The organism is Streptomyces sp. RLA012, from assembly GCF_056270325.1.
On the sequence record NZ_JBWDPA010000002.1, the window covers coordinates 8,585,589 to 8,600,591 of the forward strand.

At 70.3% G+C, this 15,003-nt stretch carries 14 protein-coding genes and 1 pseudogene; 5 read left to right on the forward strand and 10 right to left on the reverse strand.

The genetic code is table 11. The annotated features are described in order from the left end of the window. Window positions 1–3: 3 nt before the first annotated feature. Window positions 4–285 (reverse strand): annotated as a pseudogene (locus RV986_RS39350) (aldo/keto reductase); the annotation flags it as partial. A gap of 473 nt (window positions 286–758) precedes the next feature. Here RV986_RS39350 and RV986_RS39355 point away from each other — a divergent pair. Further along, the gene (locus RV986_RS39355; protein WP_475921950.1) at window positions 759–1,844 is read left to right on the forward strand and encodes a transposase; all 1,086 of its coding nucleotides are present in this window, start codon (window positions 759–761) and stop codon (window positions 1,842–1,844) included. Here the strand turns inward: RV986_RS39355 and RV986_RS39360 are convergent. After that, a complete protein-coding gene (locus RV986_RS39360; RefSeq protein ID WP_475921951.1) occupies window positions 1,817–1,951 on the reverse strand; it encodes a hypothetical protein in 135 nt (44 codons plus the stop codon). The genes RV986_RS39355 and RV986_RS39360 overlap by 28 nt on opposite strands. Window positions 1,952–2,087: 136 nt before the next feature. Between RV986_RS39360 and RV986_RS39365 the strand changes: the two genes are divergently transcribed. Further along, complete coding sequence (locus RV986_RS39365) at window positions 2,088–2,654, forward strand: TetR/AcrR family transcriptional regulator (RefSeq protein WP_475921952.1); 567 nt, start codon at window positions 2,088–2,090, stop codon at window positions 2,652–2,654. A 246-nt stretch (window positions 2,655–2,900) separates the two neighbouring features. On the opposite strand, the gene RV986_RS39370 is transcribed toward RV986_RS39365, so the two are convergent. From RV986_RS39370 to RV986_RS39400, 7 genes are all read right to left on the reverse strand, one after another. Next, window positions 2,901–4,106 carry a TerD family protein gene (locus RV986_RS39370; protein WP_475924599.1) on the reverse strand — a complete coding sequence of 402 codons (1,206 nt, stop codon included), beginning with the start codon at window positions 4,104–4,106 and terminating at the stop codon, window positions 2,901–2,903. A 262-nt stretch (window positions 4,107–4,368) separates the two neighbouring features. Then, the gene (locus RV986_RS39375) at window positions 4,369–5,358 is read right to left on the reverse strand and encodes a zinc-dependent alcohol dehydrogenase family protein (protein ID WP_475921953.1); all 990 of its coding nucleotides are present in this window, start codon (window positions 5,356–5,358) and stop codon (window positions 4,369–4,371) included. Further along, window positions 5,355–6,206 carry a carbohydrate ABC transporter permease gene (locus tag RV986_RS39380; protein WP_067364318.1) on the reverse strand — a complete coding sequence of 284 codons (852 nt, stop codon included), beginning with the start codon at window positions 6,204–6,206 and terminating at the stop codon, window positions 5,355–5,357. The genes RV986_RS39375 and RV986_RS39380 overlap by 4 nt, the downstream gene beginning before the upstream one ends. Beyond that, complete coding sequence (locus tag RV986_RS39385; protein ID WP_475921954.1) at window positions 6,203–7,141, reverse strand: carbohydrate ABC transporter permease; 939 nt, start codon at window positions 7,139–7,141, stop codon at window positions 6,203–6,205. Before RV986_RS39385 ends, RV986_RS39380 begins: the two co-directional genes overlap by 4 nt. Next, window positions 7,138–8,505, reverse strand: a complete 1,368-nt coding sequence (locus tag RV986_RS39390) for an ABC transporter substrate-binding protein (protein WP_475921955.1) — start codon at window positions 8,503–8,505, stop codon at window positions 7,138–7,140. The genes RV986_RS39385 and RV986_RS39390 overlap by 4 nt, the downstream gene beginning before the upstream one ends. Window positions 8,506–8,583: 78 nt before the next feature. Then, entirely contained in the window at window positions 8,584–9,354 is a 771-nt protein-coding gene (locus RV986_RS39395) for a DeoR/GlpR family DNA-binding transcription regulator (protein ID WP_475921956.1), read from the reverse strand. A 269-nt stretch (window positions 9,355–9,623) separates the two neighbouring features. After that, window positions 9,624–10,448: an NAD-dependent epimerase/dehydratase family protein gene (locus RV986_RS39400; protein ID WP_475921957.1), complete on the reverse strand. Its 825-nt coding sequence runs from the start codon at window positions 10,446–10,448 to the stop codon at window positions 9,624–9,626. A gap of 263 nt (window positions 10,449–10,711) precedes the next feature. On the opposite strand from RV986_RS39400, the gene RV986_RS39405 reads away from it, so the two are divergent. Continuing rightward, a complete protein-coding gene (locus RV986_RS39405; RefSeq protein WP_475921958.1) occupies window positions 10,712–11,671 on the forward strand; it encodes a 5-dehydro-4-deoxyglucarate dehydratase in 960 nt (319 codons plus the stop codon). Then, complete coding sequence (locus RV986_RS39410; RefSeq protein ID WP_475921959.1) at window positions 11,668–12,846, forward strand: hypothetical protein; 1,179 nt, start codon at window positions 11,668–11,670, stop codon at window positions 12,844–12,846. The genes RV986_RS39405 and RV986_RS39410 overlap by 4 nt, the downstream gene beginning before the upstream one ends. 172 nt (window positions 12,847–13,018) lie before the next feature. On the opposite strand, the gene RV986_RS39415 is transcribed toward RV986_RS39410, so the two are convergent. After that, entirely contained in the window at window positions 13,019–14,185 is a 1,167-nt protein-coding gene (locus RV986_RS39415) for an MFS transporter (protein WP_475921960.1), read from the reverse strand. Window positions 14,186–14,339: 154 nt separating this feature from the next. Here RV986_RS39415 and RV986_RS39420 point away from each other — a divergent pair, with 154 nt between their 5' ends. After that, entirely contained in the window at window positions 14,340–14,933 is a 594-nt protein-coding gene (locus RV986_RS39420) for a TIGR03086 family metal-binding protein (protein ID WP_475921961.1), read from the forward strand. Window positions 14,934–15,003: the final 70 nt, after the last annotated feature.

A 15,003-nucleotide genomic window follows, 5' to 3' on the forward strand; every position in this document is an offset into this window, starting at 1 on the left:
TTAGCGGCATTGCATCCAGACCTTGGTGGAAAGAACGACCTCCTCGCGCCGGGTGAAGTCCTTGACCGCTTGGCCGACGATCTCCTCGCTGCTTCCGGCGCTGTACCCATTGGCCGTGTCGAGGAAGTTGACGCCGCCATCGAGGGCCTGCTTGATGATGTCCCGGCTGGCGTCCGCGCCCAGCGACCAGGGCTCGCCGCCCCGGTCCGGCTCGCCGAAGCTCATGCAGCCGAGGGTGATGGCAGAGACTTCCAGTCCGGTCGTTCCGAGTTTGATGTATCGCATGCGCCGAAACTAGGAGTTGGAGTGCGCTCTAACACAAATTCGGAGGCGTGGGGCATGTTCCGCTGGTCCGGGCGGCGGTATCGCAGCGCTCGCGACCGCGCCCCTACCCGCGGAATCTCTTATTCGGAGCTCTCCTACATGGACGCAGGCGTACCCGGGTCGGACACACTGGGTGTCGTGATCGACGTGCAGCGGGCAGGTGACCACCTGCTCACACGGCCGGTGTTCGTGCCTTCCGAAGCGATGGACGACCTTCCCCATTTTCTTCCCAGAGAAGCGTGGTCAGTTTGCTGAGCACCCGCCCTCGGCCAAGGGGGTCTGGCCTTTGCCCTGGTAGTGGCGCGGTTTGGGCACGCCGCCGGCCGTAGAGGCTTGGGACGGGAGGTGCTACGGGGCGAGTGATCATGGCCCCGTAAGCTGATGGCGCGTCGGGCGGTTTGTGGGCCTGCCCGGTGAGGCACGACGTTGGGGCCATGATCTTCGAGGCTCGCCCCATGACGGCCCTCTGCGGCGGTTATTACGTGGGAACTGTTCAGTTCACCACGGGCGTGCGCACTTATGTGTGCTCCGCTAAGCAGCGGAAGTTTGCGGGAGCGGGAACCTGCTCGTGTAGCCAGATCGACGCCGACCGAATCGAGGCGGAGGTCTGGGGGAAGGTAACCAGGCTTCTGGGAGATCCTGAGGATCTGCGGAGCTTGGCCGCTGAATGGGTTGACGTGACGCTCGGCGCCCATAAAGGGCATGTGGAGCGCATTGAGGAACTTGACGCGCAGATCATGGTGCAGCAGAAGGCTATTGCAACCGTCATGCGCTCCACATCCCTCCAGACCGCACAGATGGAGCTGAGTGACGAGGAAACACAGGACCTGTTGTCTCAGGCCGTGGGGCCTCTGCGGGAAGAATCGGCGCGTCTGAAGAAACTTCGGGAAGAGGCCGTCGCATGGCAGAGGGAGACGGAAGCGGCAGAACAGCAGGCACGAGATCTAAGGGCCCTTGCAGAAATGGCTCAAGTGGAGATGCCGAACATGCCGCAGGAGAGCAAAGCCGATTTCGTCGACCTGGCTGATATCACCGTGACCATCATGAGCCCGGTACCCCTGAGGAGATCCCAAGCCGAGTGCTCGGTGGGAGCCTGGTTCAAGGCCAATGGCCTCGGCATTCCTGTAGGAGTAGCCGACGAGCGATGGGCCCAGATCGAGCCGCTGGTCAAGAAAACTGGTAGGGGCTCGAGAAAGTCCACGGAACTTCCATTGAGGGAATGCGTGGAGGTCATCCTGTGTAAGGGCCGTGACGCAGCCTCCTGGAACACGGCGGGGGAGGCCTTGTCGAGAGGTAGCGGTCGATCGTTGATGAAGCGGTGGCTGCGCTGGGAGGAAGATGGCACCTGGGCGCGCGTGGTGGCCGCACTCGAAGGCGTCGAGTCCGTACCCGTCCCCGAACCGACGAATGCCGTTCCCCTGCCTGACCTGCTGGTTGAGGGAAAGGTAGACCCGCGTCTGCTTCTGAGGGACTTCGGAACGGGTGATCAGACTCAAGCGTCCACGCCGACCATCAGGTAGGCGGTCACGATGACGAAGAGGACGGTGCCGAGCCGGGCGGGGTGCTCGTCGGTGGCCTCGGGTGGGCTGGTGGGCGACGGGGTGGACGGTGCCGACGGGGTGGACATGGGATGCTCCCTGTCTTGTGTCCCCGGTGAGTGGTGTGCGGGCAGCGCTAACTGCCCGCAGAGGTAAGCGGGGGCTGTCTCCGTTTAATGCTCGATAAGATACGGAGGCAGTCCCCGGTTGGCAAGGAGGATCTGAATGACGCAGGCCAAGCCGATGCGGGCGGATGCGCGGCGGAACTATGAGCGGTTGCTGAAGGTGGCGGCCGAGGCGTTCGCCGAGCATGGGGAAGGTGCGTCGCTCGACGACATCGCCAAGCGGGCGGGCGTCGGGTCGGGCACGCTGTACCGGCACTTCCCGACGCGGCAGGCGCTGTTGGAGGCGGCCTACGTCGACCGGATCGAGGCGCTCGGGGCGCGGGCCGACGAGATCGCGAAGGAGCTGCCTCCGGGCGAGGCGCTGGCGGAGTGGCTCTATGAGCTGTGCGTCGGCACGATCCAGGTACGCGGAATGAAGGCCCTGCTGGGCTCGGCCGTCACGGACGGCAGCAGGGCCGCGCTCACGGCCTGTGGCACGTCCATGAAGGGGGCGGCGGAGCGGCTGGTCGAGGCGGCGCAGCGGGAGGGAACCCTGCGTCAGGACATCGAGCCGATCGAGGTTCTACGGCTGGCGCACGGGGTGGCCACCGCGTCGGAGCTCGCCAATGGGCAGGGGAAGTACATTCGGCGGTACTTGTCGCTGCTGACGGACGGGCTGCGGCCGTAGCGGCGGGGGGTTCTTCGGCGGTGCGCTGCGGTGCGGTGCGCTGCGGTGCGCTGCGCTGTCCGCCGGGGGTGGGTCGGGGCCGTGCCGGTGCGTCCAGCCCGTCGCCGCCGGATCAGACGTTGCCCTATGGGGAGCCGTTTCCAGATCCGAACGTACGCGACGGGCTTTGGACGCACCGGCACGGCCCCTTGGGCGAGTGGGCGGCCGCGGGTGCGTGGGGCTCGCGCCCCGGTGACGGTCGCAGGGTCAGAGGGACTGGGCCGCCGGCTTGACCATGCCGCGGACCGTACGGGACTTCACGAAGTCGCCCAAGGCCGTCATCTCCCACTCGCCGGAGAACTGCTTGATCAGCTTGGCCATCATGACCCCCGTCTGGGGTTCGGCGCTGGTGAGGTCGAAGCGGACCAGCTCCTCGCCGGTGGCGGCGTCGATGAGGCGGCAGTAGGCCTTGGCGACCTCGGTGAACTTCTGGCCGGAGAAGGAGTTGACCGTGAAGACCAGGCCGGTGGCCTCCTGGGGGATGCGCCCGAGGTCCACGACGATCACCTCGTCGTCGCCTCCGCCCTCGCCCGTGAGGTTGTCCCCGGAGTGCTTGATCGCACCGTTCAGGATGGAGAGCTTGCCGAAGTAGCAGCTGTCGATGTGGTTGCGCTGCGGGCCGTACGCGATGACCGAGGCGTCCAGGTCGATGTCCTTGCCGCGGTACGCCGGCTCCCAGCCGAGGCCCATCTTGACCTGGGAGAGCAGCGGGCGGCCGCCCTTGACCAGGGAGACGGTCTGGTTCTTCTGGAGGCTGACCCGGCCCTTGTCGAGGTTGATCTTCCCGGAGGCGGGAGGGGTGGGAGGGGCTGCGGGGGCGGGCGGGGTGGCAGGGACCGGCGAGGTCACGGGGGTTTGCGCGGCGGGTGCGGGTGCGGGCGTGGGCGTGGGTGTGGGCTGGGCCGCGGGGGTCGGGGCCGGTTCCTCCACCGTGACGCCGAAGTCGGTGGCGATGCCCGCCAGGCCGTTGGCGTACCCCTGGCCGACCGCGCGGGCCTTCCACGCGCCGTTGCGGAGGTAGATCTCGACGATCACCAGGGCCGTCTCCGTGCCGAGCTGCGGCGGGGTGAAGGAGGCCAGTACGGCGTTGTCGTCCGCGTTGCGGATGGTGGCCGTGGGTTCGATGCCCTGGAAGGTCTGGCCCGCTGCGTCCGGGCTCGCGGTGACGACGATCTTCTCGATGCCCGGGGGGACGGTGGTCGTGTCGACCGTGATCGCGTCCGGGGACGTGCCGCCGCCCGAGCGGTACGTCACGCCGGGGCCGTTCGGCTGGTTGTAGAAGATGAAGTCGTCGTCGGAGCGCACCTTGCCGTCGGCGGTGAGCAGCAGGCCCGATACGTCGAGCCGCACCGGGGCGGCGACGTCCACCGTCACGCGGGTGACGGGGAGAGGGATGTTCGAGCCGGGGGTCATAGCTGTCATGACTGAGGTAACGACCGGAGGCGCTTTACCGTTCCCTTACCCAAGGGGTTGTTGGTTCGGTTGGGGGACGGGGCCGCTTCCGCGAGGGATTTCGCCCCCGCCGCCCCTACCCGATCCCGTACCCCGGGGAGCGTTTTTTTGTTCCGCTGCGGGTGGGTGGGGGCTGGGCGCGCAGTTCCCCGCGCCCCTAAAAGCCTTGGGCGCCGGCGCGTATCTTCATGGGACGGGTGTAGGGGCGGCGGGGCGAAGGAGGTTAGGGGATCACCACGATCTTTCGGCCCACGCCGGAGGCGAACTGGTCCAGGGCCTGGGGGTAGCTGGTCAGGGGGATGCGGTCGCTGATGAAGATGTCGGGGTCCAGGACGCCCCCGGCGAAGAGCTCCGCCGCGCGTTCGAAGCTGTGGAGGACGGCCATGGAGCCGGTGATGGTGATCTCCTGGTTGTAGATGCGGTACGGGTCGATGGTGACCCGGGTCGCGTAGTCGGCCACGCCGAACTGGAGGAAGGTGCCCGCCTTCGCCACCCGGTCCAGGCCGTCCTGGATCGCCGCCGCGTTGCCGGTCGCGTCGATGACCACGTCCCAGCCCTGGGGGCGGTCCAGCTCGTCGGGGCTCGCCGCGGACGCGGAGACGCCCAGCTGCTGGGCCGTGGCGAGGCGCTGCGGGTTCAGGTCCACCACGTCCACGCTCGCCGCCCCTGTGCGCTTGGCGAGCTCCAGCATCATCAGGCCCATCGTCCCGGAGCCGTAGATCAGGACGTGCGAGCCGAGACGGGAGCGCAGGACGTCGTAGCCGCGTACCGCGCAGGAGAGCGGTTCGATGAGCGCCGCGTCCTGGGTGCGGATGTGGTCCGGGAGTTTGACGCAGTTGGCGACGGGGGCGGTCGCGTACTGGGCGGCACCCCCGGCCGTCGTCACGCCGATCGCGGCCCAGCGTTCGCAGAGGTTGTTGTGGCCCGCACGGCAGTAGCGGCACTCGTGGCAGTAGAGGGAGGGGTCCACCGCCACACGGTCGCCGATCGAGATCTCCGTGACCTGGGCGCCGACCCCGACCACCTCGCCGGCGAACTCGTGGCCCGGCACGATCGGCAGCTTGGGCGCGAACTCGCCCTGGAGGATGTGCAGGTCCGTGCCGCACAGGCCGCAGGCGGCGACCTCGACGACGACCTCGCGGGGGCCCGGCGTCGGGTCCGGGACCTCGGTGACGACGGCGCGGCCCACGGACTCGATGACGGCGGCCTTCATTTCACGGCTCCCAAGGACAGGCCCTGGACCAGTTTGTCCTGGGCGGCGAACCCCGCGGCGAGCACCGGCAGGGAGATGACGAGCGAGGCGGCGCACACCTTGGCCAGGAACAGGCCCTGGCTGGTGATGAAGCCGGTCAGGAAGACGGGGGCCGTCTCGGCGACCACACCGGTCAGCACGCGGGCGAACAACAGTTCGTTCCAGCTGAAGATGAAGCAGATCAGGGCCGTGGCCGCGATGCCGGGGAGGGCTATGGGGGCGACGACTCGGGCCAGGATCGTCGGCAGTTTCGCGCCGTCGATCTGGGCCGCCTCGATCACCGCCACCGGTACCTCGGCGAGGAAGGACTGCATCATCCACACCGCGATCGGCAGGTTCATGGAGGTGTAGAGGATGACCAGGAGCCAGATGTTGTCCAGCATTCCGGTGTTCTTGGCGAAGAGGTAGATCGGGAGGAGGCCCGCCACCACCGGCAGCATCTTGGTGGAGAGGAAGAAGAACAGGACGTCCGTCCACTTCTTCACCGGGCGGATGGAGAGCGCGTACGCCGCCGGGAAGGCCAGCAGGAGGACGCAGAGGGTGGAGACCACCGACGCCACCGTCGAGTTGAGCAGCGCGGGCCAGGGGCTCGCGCCGCCGCCCGTGCCGAAGAAGTCGCGGTAGCCGTCGAGGGTGAGCGCGGCGCCGAAGGACGGCGGGTTGGTCGCCGCGTCCGACTCCGAGTGGAACGACGTCAGGGCCATCCAGGCGATGGGCAGGAAGAACAGCACACCGAGCAGCCAGGCCAGCAGGCCCAGGCCCGTTCCCCGGGCACGCCGGGGTCGTACGCGGATCGTGGTGGCGCTCATGCGCGGGACACCTCCTCGCGGAACAGGGACGAGACCACGCGCAGCGCGAAGGTCGCGATGATGATCGAACCGATGACGACCAGGACGCCCGCGGCGGAGGCGAGGCCGTTCTCGTGGGCCTGGTAGAAGCTCTGGTAGACGGTGTAGGGGAGGTTCGCCGTCCCCAGGCCGCCCGAGGTGAGGGTGAAGACCGCGTCGAAGTTCTGGACGATGTAGATCGAGCCCAGCAGGGCGCCCAGTTCGAGGTAGCGGCGCAGGTGGGGGAGGGTGAGATGGCGGAAGACCTGCCAGTCGCTCGCGCCGTCCACCCGGGCCGCCTCGACCTGCTGGTGGTCGCGGCTCTGCAGGCCGGCCAGGAGGATCAGCATCATGAACGGCGTCCACTGCCAGACCAGGGAGGCCTCGACCGCCAGCAGCGGGGTGTTGGAGATCCAGTCCGGCTGGGGGCCGCCGACGTAGTGCAGCAGTCCGTTGAGCAGCCCGTACTCCGGGTTGTAGAGCACGTGCTTCCAGAGCAGCGCCGCGGCGACCGGGACCACCAGGAAGGGGGCGATGAGGAGGGTACGGACGATGCCCCGGCCGCGGAACTTGCGGTCCAGGAGCAGGGCCAGACCCAGGCCGAGGATCAGGCTGGCGACGACCACGGCCGCCGTCAGGAGGATCGTCGTCCAGACGGAGTGGCGCAGATCGGGGTCGGTGAGGACGTCCGAGTAGTTGGAGAGGCCGGTGAAGTGGCGGGCCTTGGGGTAGAGCGCGTTCCAGTCGAAGAAGGAGATCACCAAGGTGGCCACGAAGGGGAGCTGGGTCACGGCGACCATGAAGATCAGGGCGGGGAGCAGCGGGGCGCGGGTGGCCCAGGCGCGCAGCCGGTTGGACGGCTTTCCCAGGGTGGGTACGGGAGTCGCGGCCACGGGGGCCGTTGTCGTGGCGGTCATCGTCCCTCGTACTCCTTGGAGATCTTCTCGGCGAGCTTCTGGGACTTCTTCAGGGCCGAGTCGACGGACTGGCGTCCGGCGATGGCCGCGCTGATCTCCTGCGAGACCTTGGTGCCGAGGTCGGTGAACTCGGGGATGCCGACGAACTGGATGCCGGGCGCGGGGCGCGGCTGCACCCCCGGGTCGCGCGGACGGGCGCCCTCGATGGCTTCGCGGGTCATCTCCTGGAAGGCGGCGGCCTCCTTGGTGTACGCGGCGTTCGTGTACGTGGAGGCGCGTTTGCCGGCCGGCACGTTGGACCAGCCGATGGTGTCCCCGACCAGCTGCTCGTACTGCTTGCTGGAGGCCCAGGAGATGAACTTCCAGGCCTTGTCGGAGTTGTGGGAGGCCTTCTGCAGGCCCCAGGCCCAGGTGTAGAGCCAGCCGGAGGACTTGGTCTTCTCGACGGGCGCGGGTACGTAGCCGATCTTGCCCTTGACCGGGGAGTCGGACGCCTCCAGGGAGCCCGCCGCGGAGGTGGCGTCGTACCACATGGCGGTCTTGCCCTGGGTCATGTTGTTGAGGCACTCGGCGAAGCCGGACTGGGCCGCGCCGGCCTCGCCGTGCCCCCGGACGAGGTCCACGTAGAACTTCGTCGCCTTCTCGAACTCGGGGGAGTCGAGGCGGGCCTTCCAGTCCTTGTCGAACCAGGTGCCGCCGAAGGTGTTCACGACGGTGGTGAGGGGTGCCATGACCTCGCCCCAGCCGGGCAGGCCGCGCAGACAGATGCCCTTCATGCCGGACCGGGCGCCGTCGGCCTCGGCGGCCAGCTGTCCCACCTGCTCCCAGGTGGGGTGCGGGGGCATGGTCAGGCCCTTCTCGGCGAAGACGTCCTTGCGGTACATCAGGAAGGACGACTCGCCGTAGAACGGCTGCCCGTAGAGCTTGCCGTCGTCGGCCGTCAGGGACTGCCGCATGGGGGCGAGGATGTCCTGCTCGTCGTAGCCGCTGTCCTGGCGTACGTAGGTGTCCATGTCGTGCAGCCAGCCGTTGCGGGCGTAGATCGGTATCTCGTAGTTGGAGAGCGTGGCGACGTCGTACTGGCCGGCCTGGTTGGCGAAGTCCTGGCTGATCTTGTCGCGGACGTCGTTCTCCGGCAGCACGGTGAAGTTCACCTTGATGCCGGACTCCTTGGTGAAGTGCGCCTTGGTGAGCTTCTGCAGCTCCACCATCTGGGGGTTGTTGACCATGAGGACGTTGATGGAGTCGCCGCCTGAGCCCGACCCGCCCGCTCCGACCCAACAGCCGGAGAGCAGCGGGGCGAGCAGCGTCCCTGCGGCGGCCGCGGCGAGTGCGCGCGACCTCCGTCGGCTCTGGGTTCGCATGGATCGCTCCTGGACGTATAGGGAGATAAAGGGCGTCGATGGATGGGGGCGTGCCCTTGTAGTGCGTGAGTTTGGTTTTCAGACTCGGATGACCTGGGGGCCTTGCAGGGAGTACCGGTGCGCCTCCGGCGTCGGAAGCAGTGTGCTCGTGACGATCGCTTCCACCGCGGTGATCTCCGCGAAACGGCAGAAGCTGACCGCCCCGAACTTGGTGTGCACGCCCGCGAAGACCGTGCGCCGGGAGGCCCTGATCGCCTGCGCCTTGACCTCGCAGACCGCCGGGTCGGGGGTGGTGAGGCCGTGTTCGCGGGAGATGCCGTTGGCGCCGATGTACGCCAGGTCGATGACGAAGCCGGCGAGCATCTTCGTCGTCCAGTGGTCCACGGTGGCGAGCGTGCCGGGGCGGACCCGGCCGCCGAGCAGCAGGACGGTGGTGCGGTCGGCCTCGGCGAGGGCGCCCGCCGTGGCCAGGGAGGCGGTGACCACGGTCAGTGGCCGGTCCTTGGGGAGTGCCTCGGCGATGAGCTGCGGGGTGAACCCCTCGTCGACGAAGACGGTCTCGGCGTCCCCGAGCAGTTCGGCCGCGGCGCTCGCGATCCGGCGCTTCTCGGGTACGTGGCTGGTGGCGCGGAAGGCGAGCGTCGTCTCGAACCCGGCGCTCTCCACGGGATAGGCGCCGCCGTGGGTGCGGCGCACCAGACCGTGGTCCTCCAGGGCGCGCAGATCACGCCGTACGGTCTCCTTGGCGACGCCCAGTTCGGCGGCGAGGGCGGTGACGTCGACCGAGCCCGTGCGGCGGGCGGCCTTGACGATCTCCCGCTGGCGTTCCTCCGCGGTCATGGCCGACATCTGCTCCCTCGCTCCCCGCGTTCCGCTTCCCGCTGCCCGTTCGGGCCCGTGCGGGCCTTGGGGGAAGTTCTACAGCGGGTGCGCGGCGGTGACCAGGTCTGTTGCGTGACCGATGATGCCCGGCTGTGCCCGTTCGGCGTGCCGGGTGGCCGCTGCGGACCTGGGGCGGAGCGGGTGCGGGCGTGGTATCGGGCAGCGCCCGTGCCCGAATACGGGGGCGGGCGGGCCCGTTCGGTGCCCGCCCGCCCTCCGGTCCGCCCGCCGCCGCCTCAGTGCGGCCAGATCGGCGGGTGCGTGGTGAAGTGGCCGCCCAGGTGGGCGTGGTCCGGGTTGTCCGGGTCGAGCTCGCCCTGCTCGGCGACGAGCTTCTCGGCGTACGGCTCGGAGTCGTCCCGCGGCTCGTAGCCCAGCGCCCTGGCCGTCGAGAGGTCCCACCACAGACGGGTGTTGGCGGACGAGCCGTAGACGACCGTGTGCCGTACGTCCTCGGCGGTGAGCGCCGCGTGGAAGAGGCGGGCGCCGTCCTCGGGGCTCATCCAGACGGAGAGCATGCGCACGCTGGTGGGCTCGGCGAAGCAGGAGCCGATGCGGACCGAGACGGTCTCCAGGCCGTGCTTGTCCCAGTAGAACTGCGCCAGGTCCTCGCCGAAGGACTTGGAGAGGCCGTAGAAGGTGTCCGGGCGGCGCGGGGTGTCGATGGGGATCAGGGCGCTGTCGTCGAAGGGGGCCTCGCCGCGGGGGCGCGGGGTGAAGCCGACGGCGTGGTTGGAGGAGGCGAAGACGACGCGTCGCACGCCCTCCTCGCGCGCCGCCTCGTACAGGTTGTACGTCCCCTCGATGTTCGCCTTGAGGATCTTGTCGAAGGAGGCTTCCAGGGAGATGCCCGCGAGGTGAATGATCGCGTCGACGCCCCGCACGGCCTCGCGCAGGGCGGCCCGGTCGGCGAGGTCCGCGGTGATCGCGTCCGGCTCGCCCTCGACGGGCAGCAGATCGAGGAGGCGCAGGTCATAGCCGTACCCCGGCAGCAGCCCGCGCATCAGGGTGCCGAGTCCGCCGGCGGCGCCGGTGAGCAGAACGGTGCGGGGAGCGGGCATGCGGCTGTCTCCTCACGGCCACGCGGGTGGCCGTATGCGTGTACGGCATTCACATCCATGGACACGCTAAAGAGCGTCGCCCCGTTGCGTCAAGTGTCACGCGGAGGCGGTGAATTCGCTGCTCTATTGGGCCCCTATTGGGGTTTGCGCGCTTGACCGGCCGCAAGGTCGCGCTTTAGCGTGGTCGCGTTCAGAAATATGGACGTGGATCAGAAACATGCACCGGCTGTAGTGTGCGTGAGCACCTGCCCCAGGGAGAGTCCGTGACGTCAGCCCCCCTTGCCGCTCGGCTCAGCATCCCCAGCGGGCCGCTGTTCTTCCCCGTCACGGCGTACGGCCCCGACGGCGCCCTCGACCTCGACATCTACCGCGCGCACGTACGGCGCGGCGTCGAGAACGGTGCCGCCGCCGTCTTCGCCTGCTGCGGCACCGGGGAGTTCCACGCGCTCGCGCCCGAGGAGTTCCAGGACTGTGTGCGGGCGGCCGTGGAGGAGACCGCCGGGCGGGTCCCGGTCGTCGCGGGCGCCGGATACGGGACCGCGCTCGCCGTACGGTTCGCGCGGCTGGCCGAGCAGGCCGGGGCCGACGGGCTGCTCGCGATGCCGCCGTATCTGGTGGTGGCGGGGCAGGAAGGGCTCCTGCGGCACTACCGGGAGCTCGCCGCCGCGACCTCGCTGGACATCGTGGTGTACCAGCGCGACAACGCCGTGTTCACGCCCGAGACCGTGGTCGAACTGGCCCGCACCGAGGGGGTCGTCGGGTTCAAGGACGGGCTGGGCGACCTGGACCTGATGCAGCGGATCGTGAGCGCCGTGCGCACTGAGGCGCCCGGCGAGTTCCTGTACTTCAACGGGCTGCCGACCGCCGAACTGACGGGCCTCGCGTACCGGGGCATCGGGATCACGCTGTACTCGTCGGCGGTCTTCTGCTTCGCGCCCGAGATCGCGCTGGCGTTCCACGCGGCGCTGCACGCCGGTGACGACGAGGTGGTCAACCGCCTGCTGGACGGCTTCTACCGCCCCTTCGTCGATCTGCGGGCCCGGGGCCGCGGCTACGCCGTGTCACTCGTCAAGGCGGGCGTACGGCTGCGGGGGCTGGACGTGGGGGAGGTGCGGCCGCCGTTGCACGAGCCGACCGAGGACCATGTGAAGCAGCTCGCGCAGCTCATCGAGCGGGGGTACGCGCTGCTGGAGCCGGTCGACGCCGAGGGACAGGGCCGGTGAAGGCGTCCGCTTTCGTCTATCCGTGGGACGTCGTCGGGGATCCGCGGGCGGCCGAGCGCATCGCGGGGCTGGGGGTCCGGCAGGTGACGCTCGCGTCCGCGTACCACTCCACACGGGCGCTGACCCCTCGTCATCCACGCCACCGGATCGTGACGGCCTCGCACGCGGCCGTCCTGTACCCGATGGACGACTCCCGGTGGGAGGGGCGCGCGCTGCGGCCGTACGCCGCCGGGGAATGGGCGCCGGGCGACGCGTACGGGGCGGCCGCCGCCCCGCTCGCGGAGGCCGGACTCGACGTCCACACCTGGGTCGTCCTCGCGCACAACTCCCGGCTGGGGGCCGAACACCCGTCCACCTCCGTCGTCAACGCGTACGGCGACCGGTACGGGTGGGCGCCGTGCATCGCGCAGGCCGACACCCGGGCGTATCTCGTCGGCCTCGCGGCGGAGGCGGCGGTGCGGCCCGGGGCGCGGGGTACGGAGCTGGAGTCGCTCGGGTGGTACGGGCTCGCGCATCTGCACGCGCACGACAAGATCGCCGGAGTGGGGCTCGGGGACGCCGGGCAGTACCTGATGTCGCTGTGCTTCTGCCCGGCCTGCCGGGACGGGTACGGGGGGTACGGGCTCGACGCGGACGACCTGGCGGCGGCCGTCCGGCAGGCGCTGGAGCCGGTGTGGCGGGGCGCCGTGCCCTCGGACGGCGGCTGGCCCGCGGTCGAGAAGCTGCTCGGGGGCGAGACGGCGGGGGCCACGCGCGCGTGGCGGGAAGGGGTGGCCCGGTCGCTCCAGGAGGCGGCGGTCGGGGCGGTGCGGGCGGCCGCGCCGGACGGGTTCCAGGTGCTGCTGCACGCCGATCCCGTGTCGTACCACTGCGGGGCGAACGCCGGGGTCGATCCCGGGCACATCCTGTCCGTGGCGGACGGGGTGGTGGTGCCGTGTGCGGGCGGGCCGGGGCTGCTGACGCCCTTCGCCGAGCGGGCGGCGGCGCGGGACGGGGCGGTGCTGGCCGCCAACTTGACGGTCGTGTCGGGGATGGGGGGCAGTCCGGGGACCCTTGCCGAGGACGTGGCTCGGGCGGTGGCGGCGGGGGCGACCGAGTTGCGGCTGTATCACGCGGGGTTGGCTTCGGACGGGGATCTGGAGGCGGTGCGGTCGGTGCTGGCCGCGGTGGGCTGAGCACCGTCGACCTTCCTCGCCCCCGCCGCCCCCACCCGTCCCATCCCTGGGGCTTCGCCCCAGACCCCGTGCGGTGCGTTGTTCGGGTGCGGGTGGGTGGGGGCTGGTCGCGCCCACGCGGCGGAGCCGCACAATGTCACAGCCCCGCGCCCCTGAGGACGGGGCTGCGCCCCTAAAAGTTTCGGGGCAGGGTCAGGAGGCGGGTGAGGGCCAGGGTTGGGAGCAGGAGGCGGTAGTCCACCAGTTCGACCAGGGCCGCGCCGGCGGCGAGACCCACCGCGTTCGGGGCGTACATCAGGGTGTTGGCGGTGGCGGCGGTACGGCCGAGCAGCGGCCCCGGAGTCTCTCGCTGCACGGCGGTGTACGCGGCGATCAGCACGCAGGGCAGACCGACCCCGTTCGCGACACCGCACACCAGGGCCACCGTGTCGGACGGCACCGCGCGCAACCCGCTCGCGACCGCCGTCAGCGCGATGCCGTACACGGCGAAGCGGCGCTCGCCCAGCCGGCGCAGGAGGGGGCCCGAGACCAGGCCGATCAGCACCGAGCCGAAGCCCTGGGCGACGTAGAGCAGGCCGACGTACGCGGGGGAATGGCCCAGCCCCTCGGCGACGGCGTAGACCGCGGCGCCGTTGAGGCCCGCGAAGAGCATGGTCGTGGCGGCGGCCAGGATCAGCGGCCGCAGTCGCGGGTGGCCCCACACGTACCGGGCGCCCGCGGCCGTCCGGGACCGCCAGGTCGAGGCGTCGACAGCGGGCGGCGCCTCCCGGACCCGCAGCAGCGCGCACACCCCGGCCGCCAGCGCGAACGTCACCGCGTCGAGGAGCGCGACCCGCGCGCCGCCGTACGCCGCGTACAGGCCCGCCCCGGCCAGGGGAGCTACCAGCTTCATGCCCTCGTTGGCCGCCATGCGCAGGCCGTTGAGATCGCCGAGGACGCTCCTGTCGACCGCCGCGGCCAGCAGCGCGGACTCGGCGGCATCCTGGACGACGCCCACCGCGCCGTAGATCAGGAGCACCGCGAACAGGATCCACAGGCGGTCCGGCGCGTCCACGGCGAACAGGGTCGGCAGCAGCGCGGCCAGGAGCACGTTCGTGCCGATCAGCAGCGGCCGGCGGCGGGCGCGGTCCGCGAGCGTGCCCAGGAGGGGGCCCACGAGCGTGGGGGCCCAGAGGGCGAACACGCACAGGGCCGCCAGGCCGTTCGAGCCCGTCAGGTCCTTGACCCAGACGCCCGACACCAGCCACATCGCCGACGAGCCGAAGCCGGAGACCACCACTCCGGTCAGGTACAACCCCGCGTTGCGGTCCCTCAGAACACGCGCCACCGTCCATGTCATGGCAGGTGAGCGTGGCGCTAAGGAGGGTGGGCGGGGATCGGGCAGGTGCCCTGTCTCCTGGGCCTCCTGGGCCGGGAGCGATGAGTTCCGGGCGTGGTCCCGGTCTGCCTCCGGAGTGCAGTCACAGCAGAGCTCAAGATCTGGGGAGCAGCGGATGAAGGACGACCGGACTTTCGACACCTTCGACCTCGGGCCGCAGGCCCTGATCGTGGCGCGCCTCGCGGCGGGCGTGACGGACGAGCAGCTCGACGGCGTCACGCCCTGCCCGGAGTACGCGGTGCAGCACGTGCTCGGGCATCTGGCCGGGCTGTCCGTCGCCTTCCGTGACGCCGGGCGCAAGGACCTGGGCGCCACCACCGACACCAGCCCGAGCACCGTCGTGCCGGACATCGCCCCCGGCTGGCGGGAGACCCTGCCGAAGGCGCTCGACGAACTCGCCGAGGCCTGGCGCGACCCGGCCGCCTGGACCGGTCACACACGTGCGGGCGGGGTGGACCTGCCGGGCGCGGTCGCCGCGGCCGTGGCCGCCGACGAACTGGTGGTGCACGGCTGGGACCTGGCCCGGGCCACCGGCCAGGAGTACGAGCCCGACGCGGCCGCGCTCCGGGCGGCGTACGGCTTCCTCGCCGCCGCGGCCGACGCTGCCGGCGGGGGCGTGTTCGGCCCCGTGGTGCAGGTGCCGGACGACGCGCCCCTCCTCGACCGGGTGATCGGGCTCAGCGGCCGCGACCCCGGCTGGAAGCCGTAGCGCGAGGGCCCCCGTCCACGCGTCGTCCGCACTTCTTTTGCCGGAAGCATTGACGAAACACAGGCGCGCT

Bases quoted from the DNA above. Each gene is read 5' to 3' on its own strand.
- RV986_RS39380 (WP_067364318.1), bottom strand. From the start codon at position 6,206: ATGAGCGCCACCACGATCCGCGTACGACCCCGGCGTGCCCGGGGAACG.
- RV986_RS39415 (WP_475921960.1), bottom strand. From the start codon at position 14,185: ATGACATGGACGGTGGCGCGTGTTCTGAGGGACCGCAACGCGGGGTTG.
- RV986_RS39370 (WP_475924599.1), bottom strand. From the start codon at position 4,106: ATGACCCCCGGCTCGAACATCCCTCTCCCCGTCACCCGCGTGACGGTG.
- RV986_RS39360 (WP_475921951.1), bottom strand. From the start codon at position 1,951: ATGTCCACCCCGTCGGCACCGTCCACCCCGTCGCCCACCAGCCCACCC.
- RV986_RS39355 (WP_475921950.1), top strand. From the start codon at position 759: ATGATCTTCGAGGCTCGCCCCATGACGGCCCTCTGCGGCGGTTATTAC.
- RV986_RS39395 (WP_475921956.1), bottom strand. From the start codon at position 9,354: ATGTCGGCCATGACCGCGGAGGAACGCCAGCGGGAGATCGTCAAGGCC.
- RV986_RS39390 (WP_475921955.1), bottom strand. From the start codon at position 8,505: ATGCGAACCCAGAGCCGACGGAGGTCGCGCGCACTCGCCGCGGCCGCC.
- RV986_RS39420 (WP_475921961.1), top strand. From the start codon at position 14,340: ATGAAGGACGACCGGACTTTCGACACCTTCGACCTCGGGCCGCAGGCC.
- RV986_RS39365 (WP_475921952.1), top strand. From the start codon at position 2,088: ATGACGCAGGCCAAGCCGATGCGGGCGGATGCGCGGCGGAACTATGAG.
- RV986_RS39375 (WP_475921953.1), bottom strand. From the start codon at position 5,358: ATGAAGGCCGCCGTCATCGAGTCCGTGGGCCGCGCCGTCGTCACCGAG.
- RV986_RS39400 (WP_475921957.1), bottom strand. From the start codon at position 10,448: ATGCCCGCTCCCCGCACCGTTCTGCTCACCGGCGCCGCCGGCGGACTC.
- RV986_RS39385 (WP_475921954.1), bottom strand. From the start codon at position 7,141: ATGACCGCCACGACAACGGCCCCCGTGGCCGCGACTCCCGTACCCACC.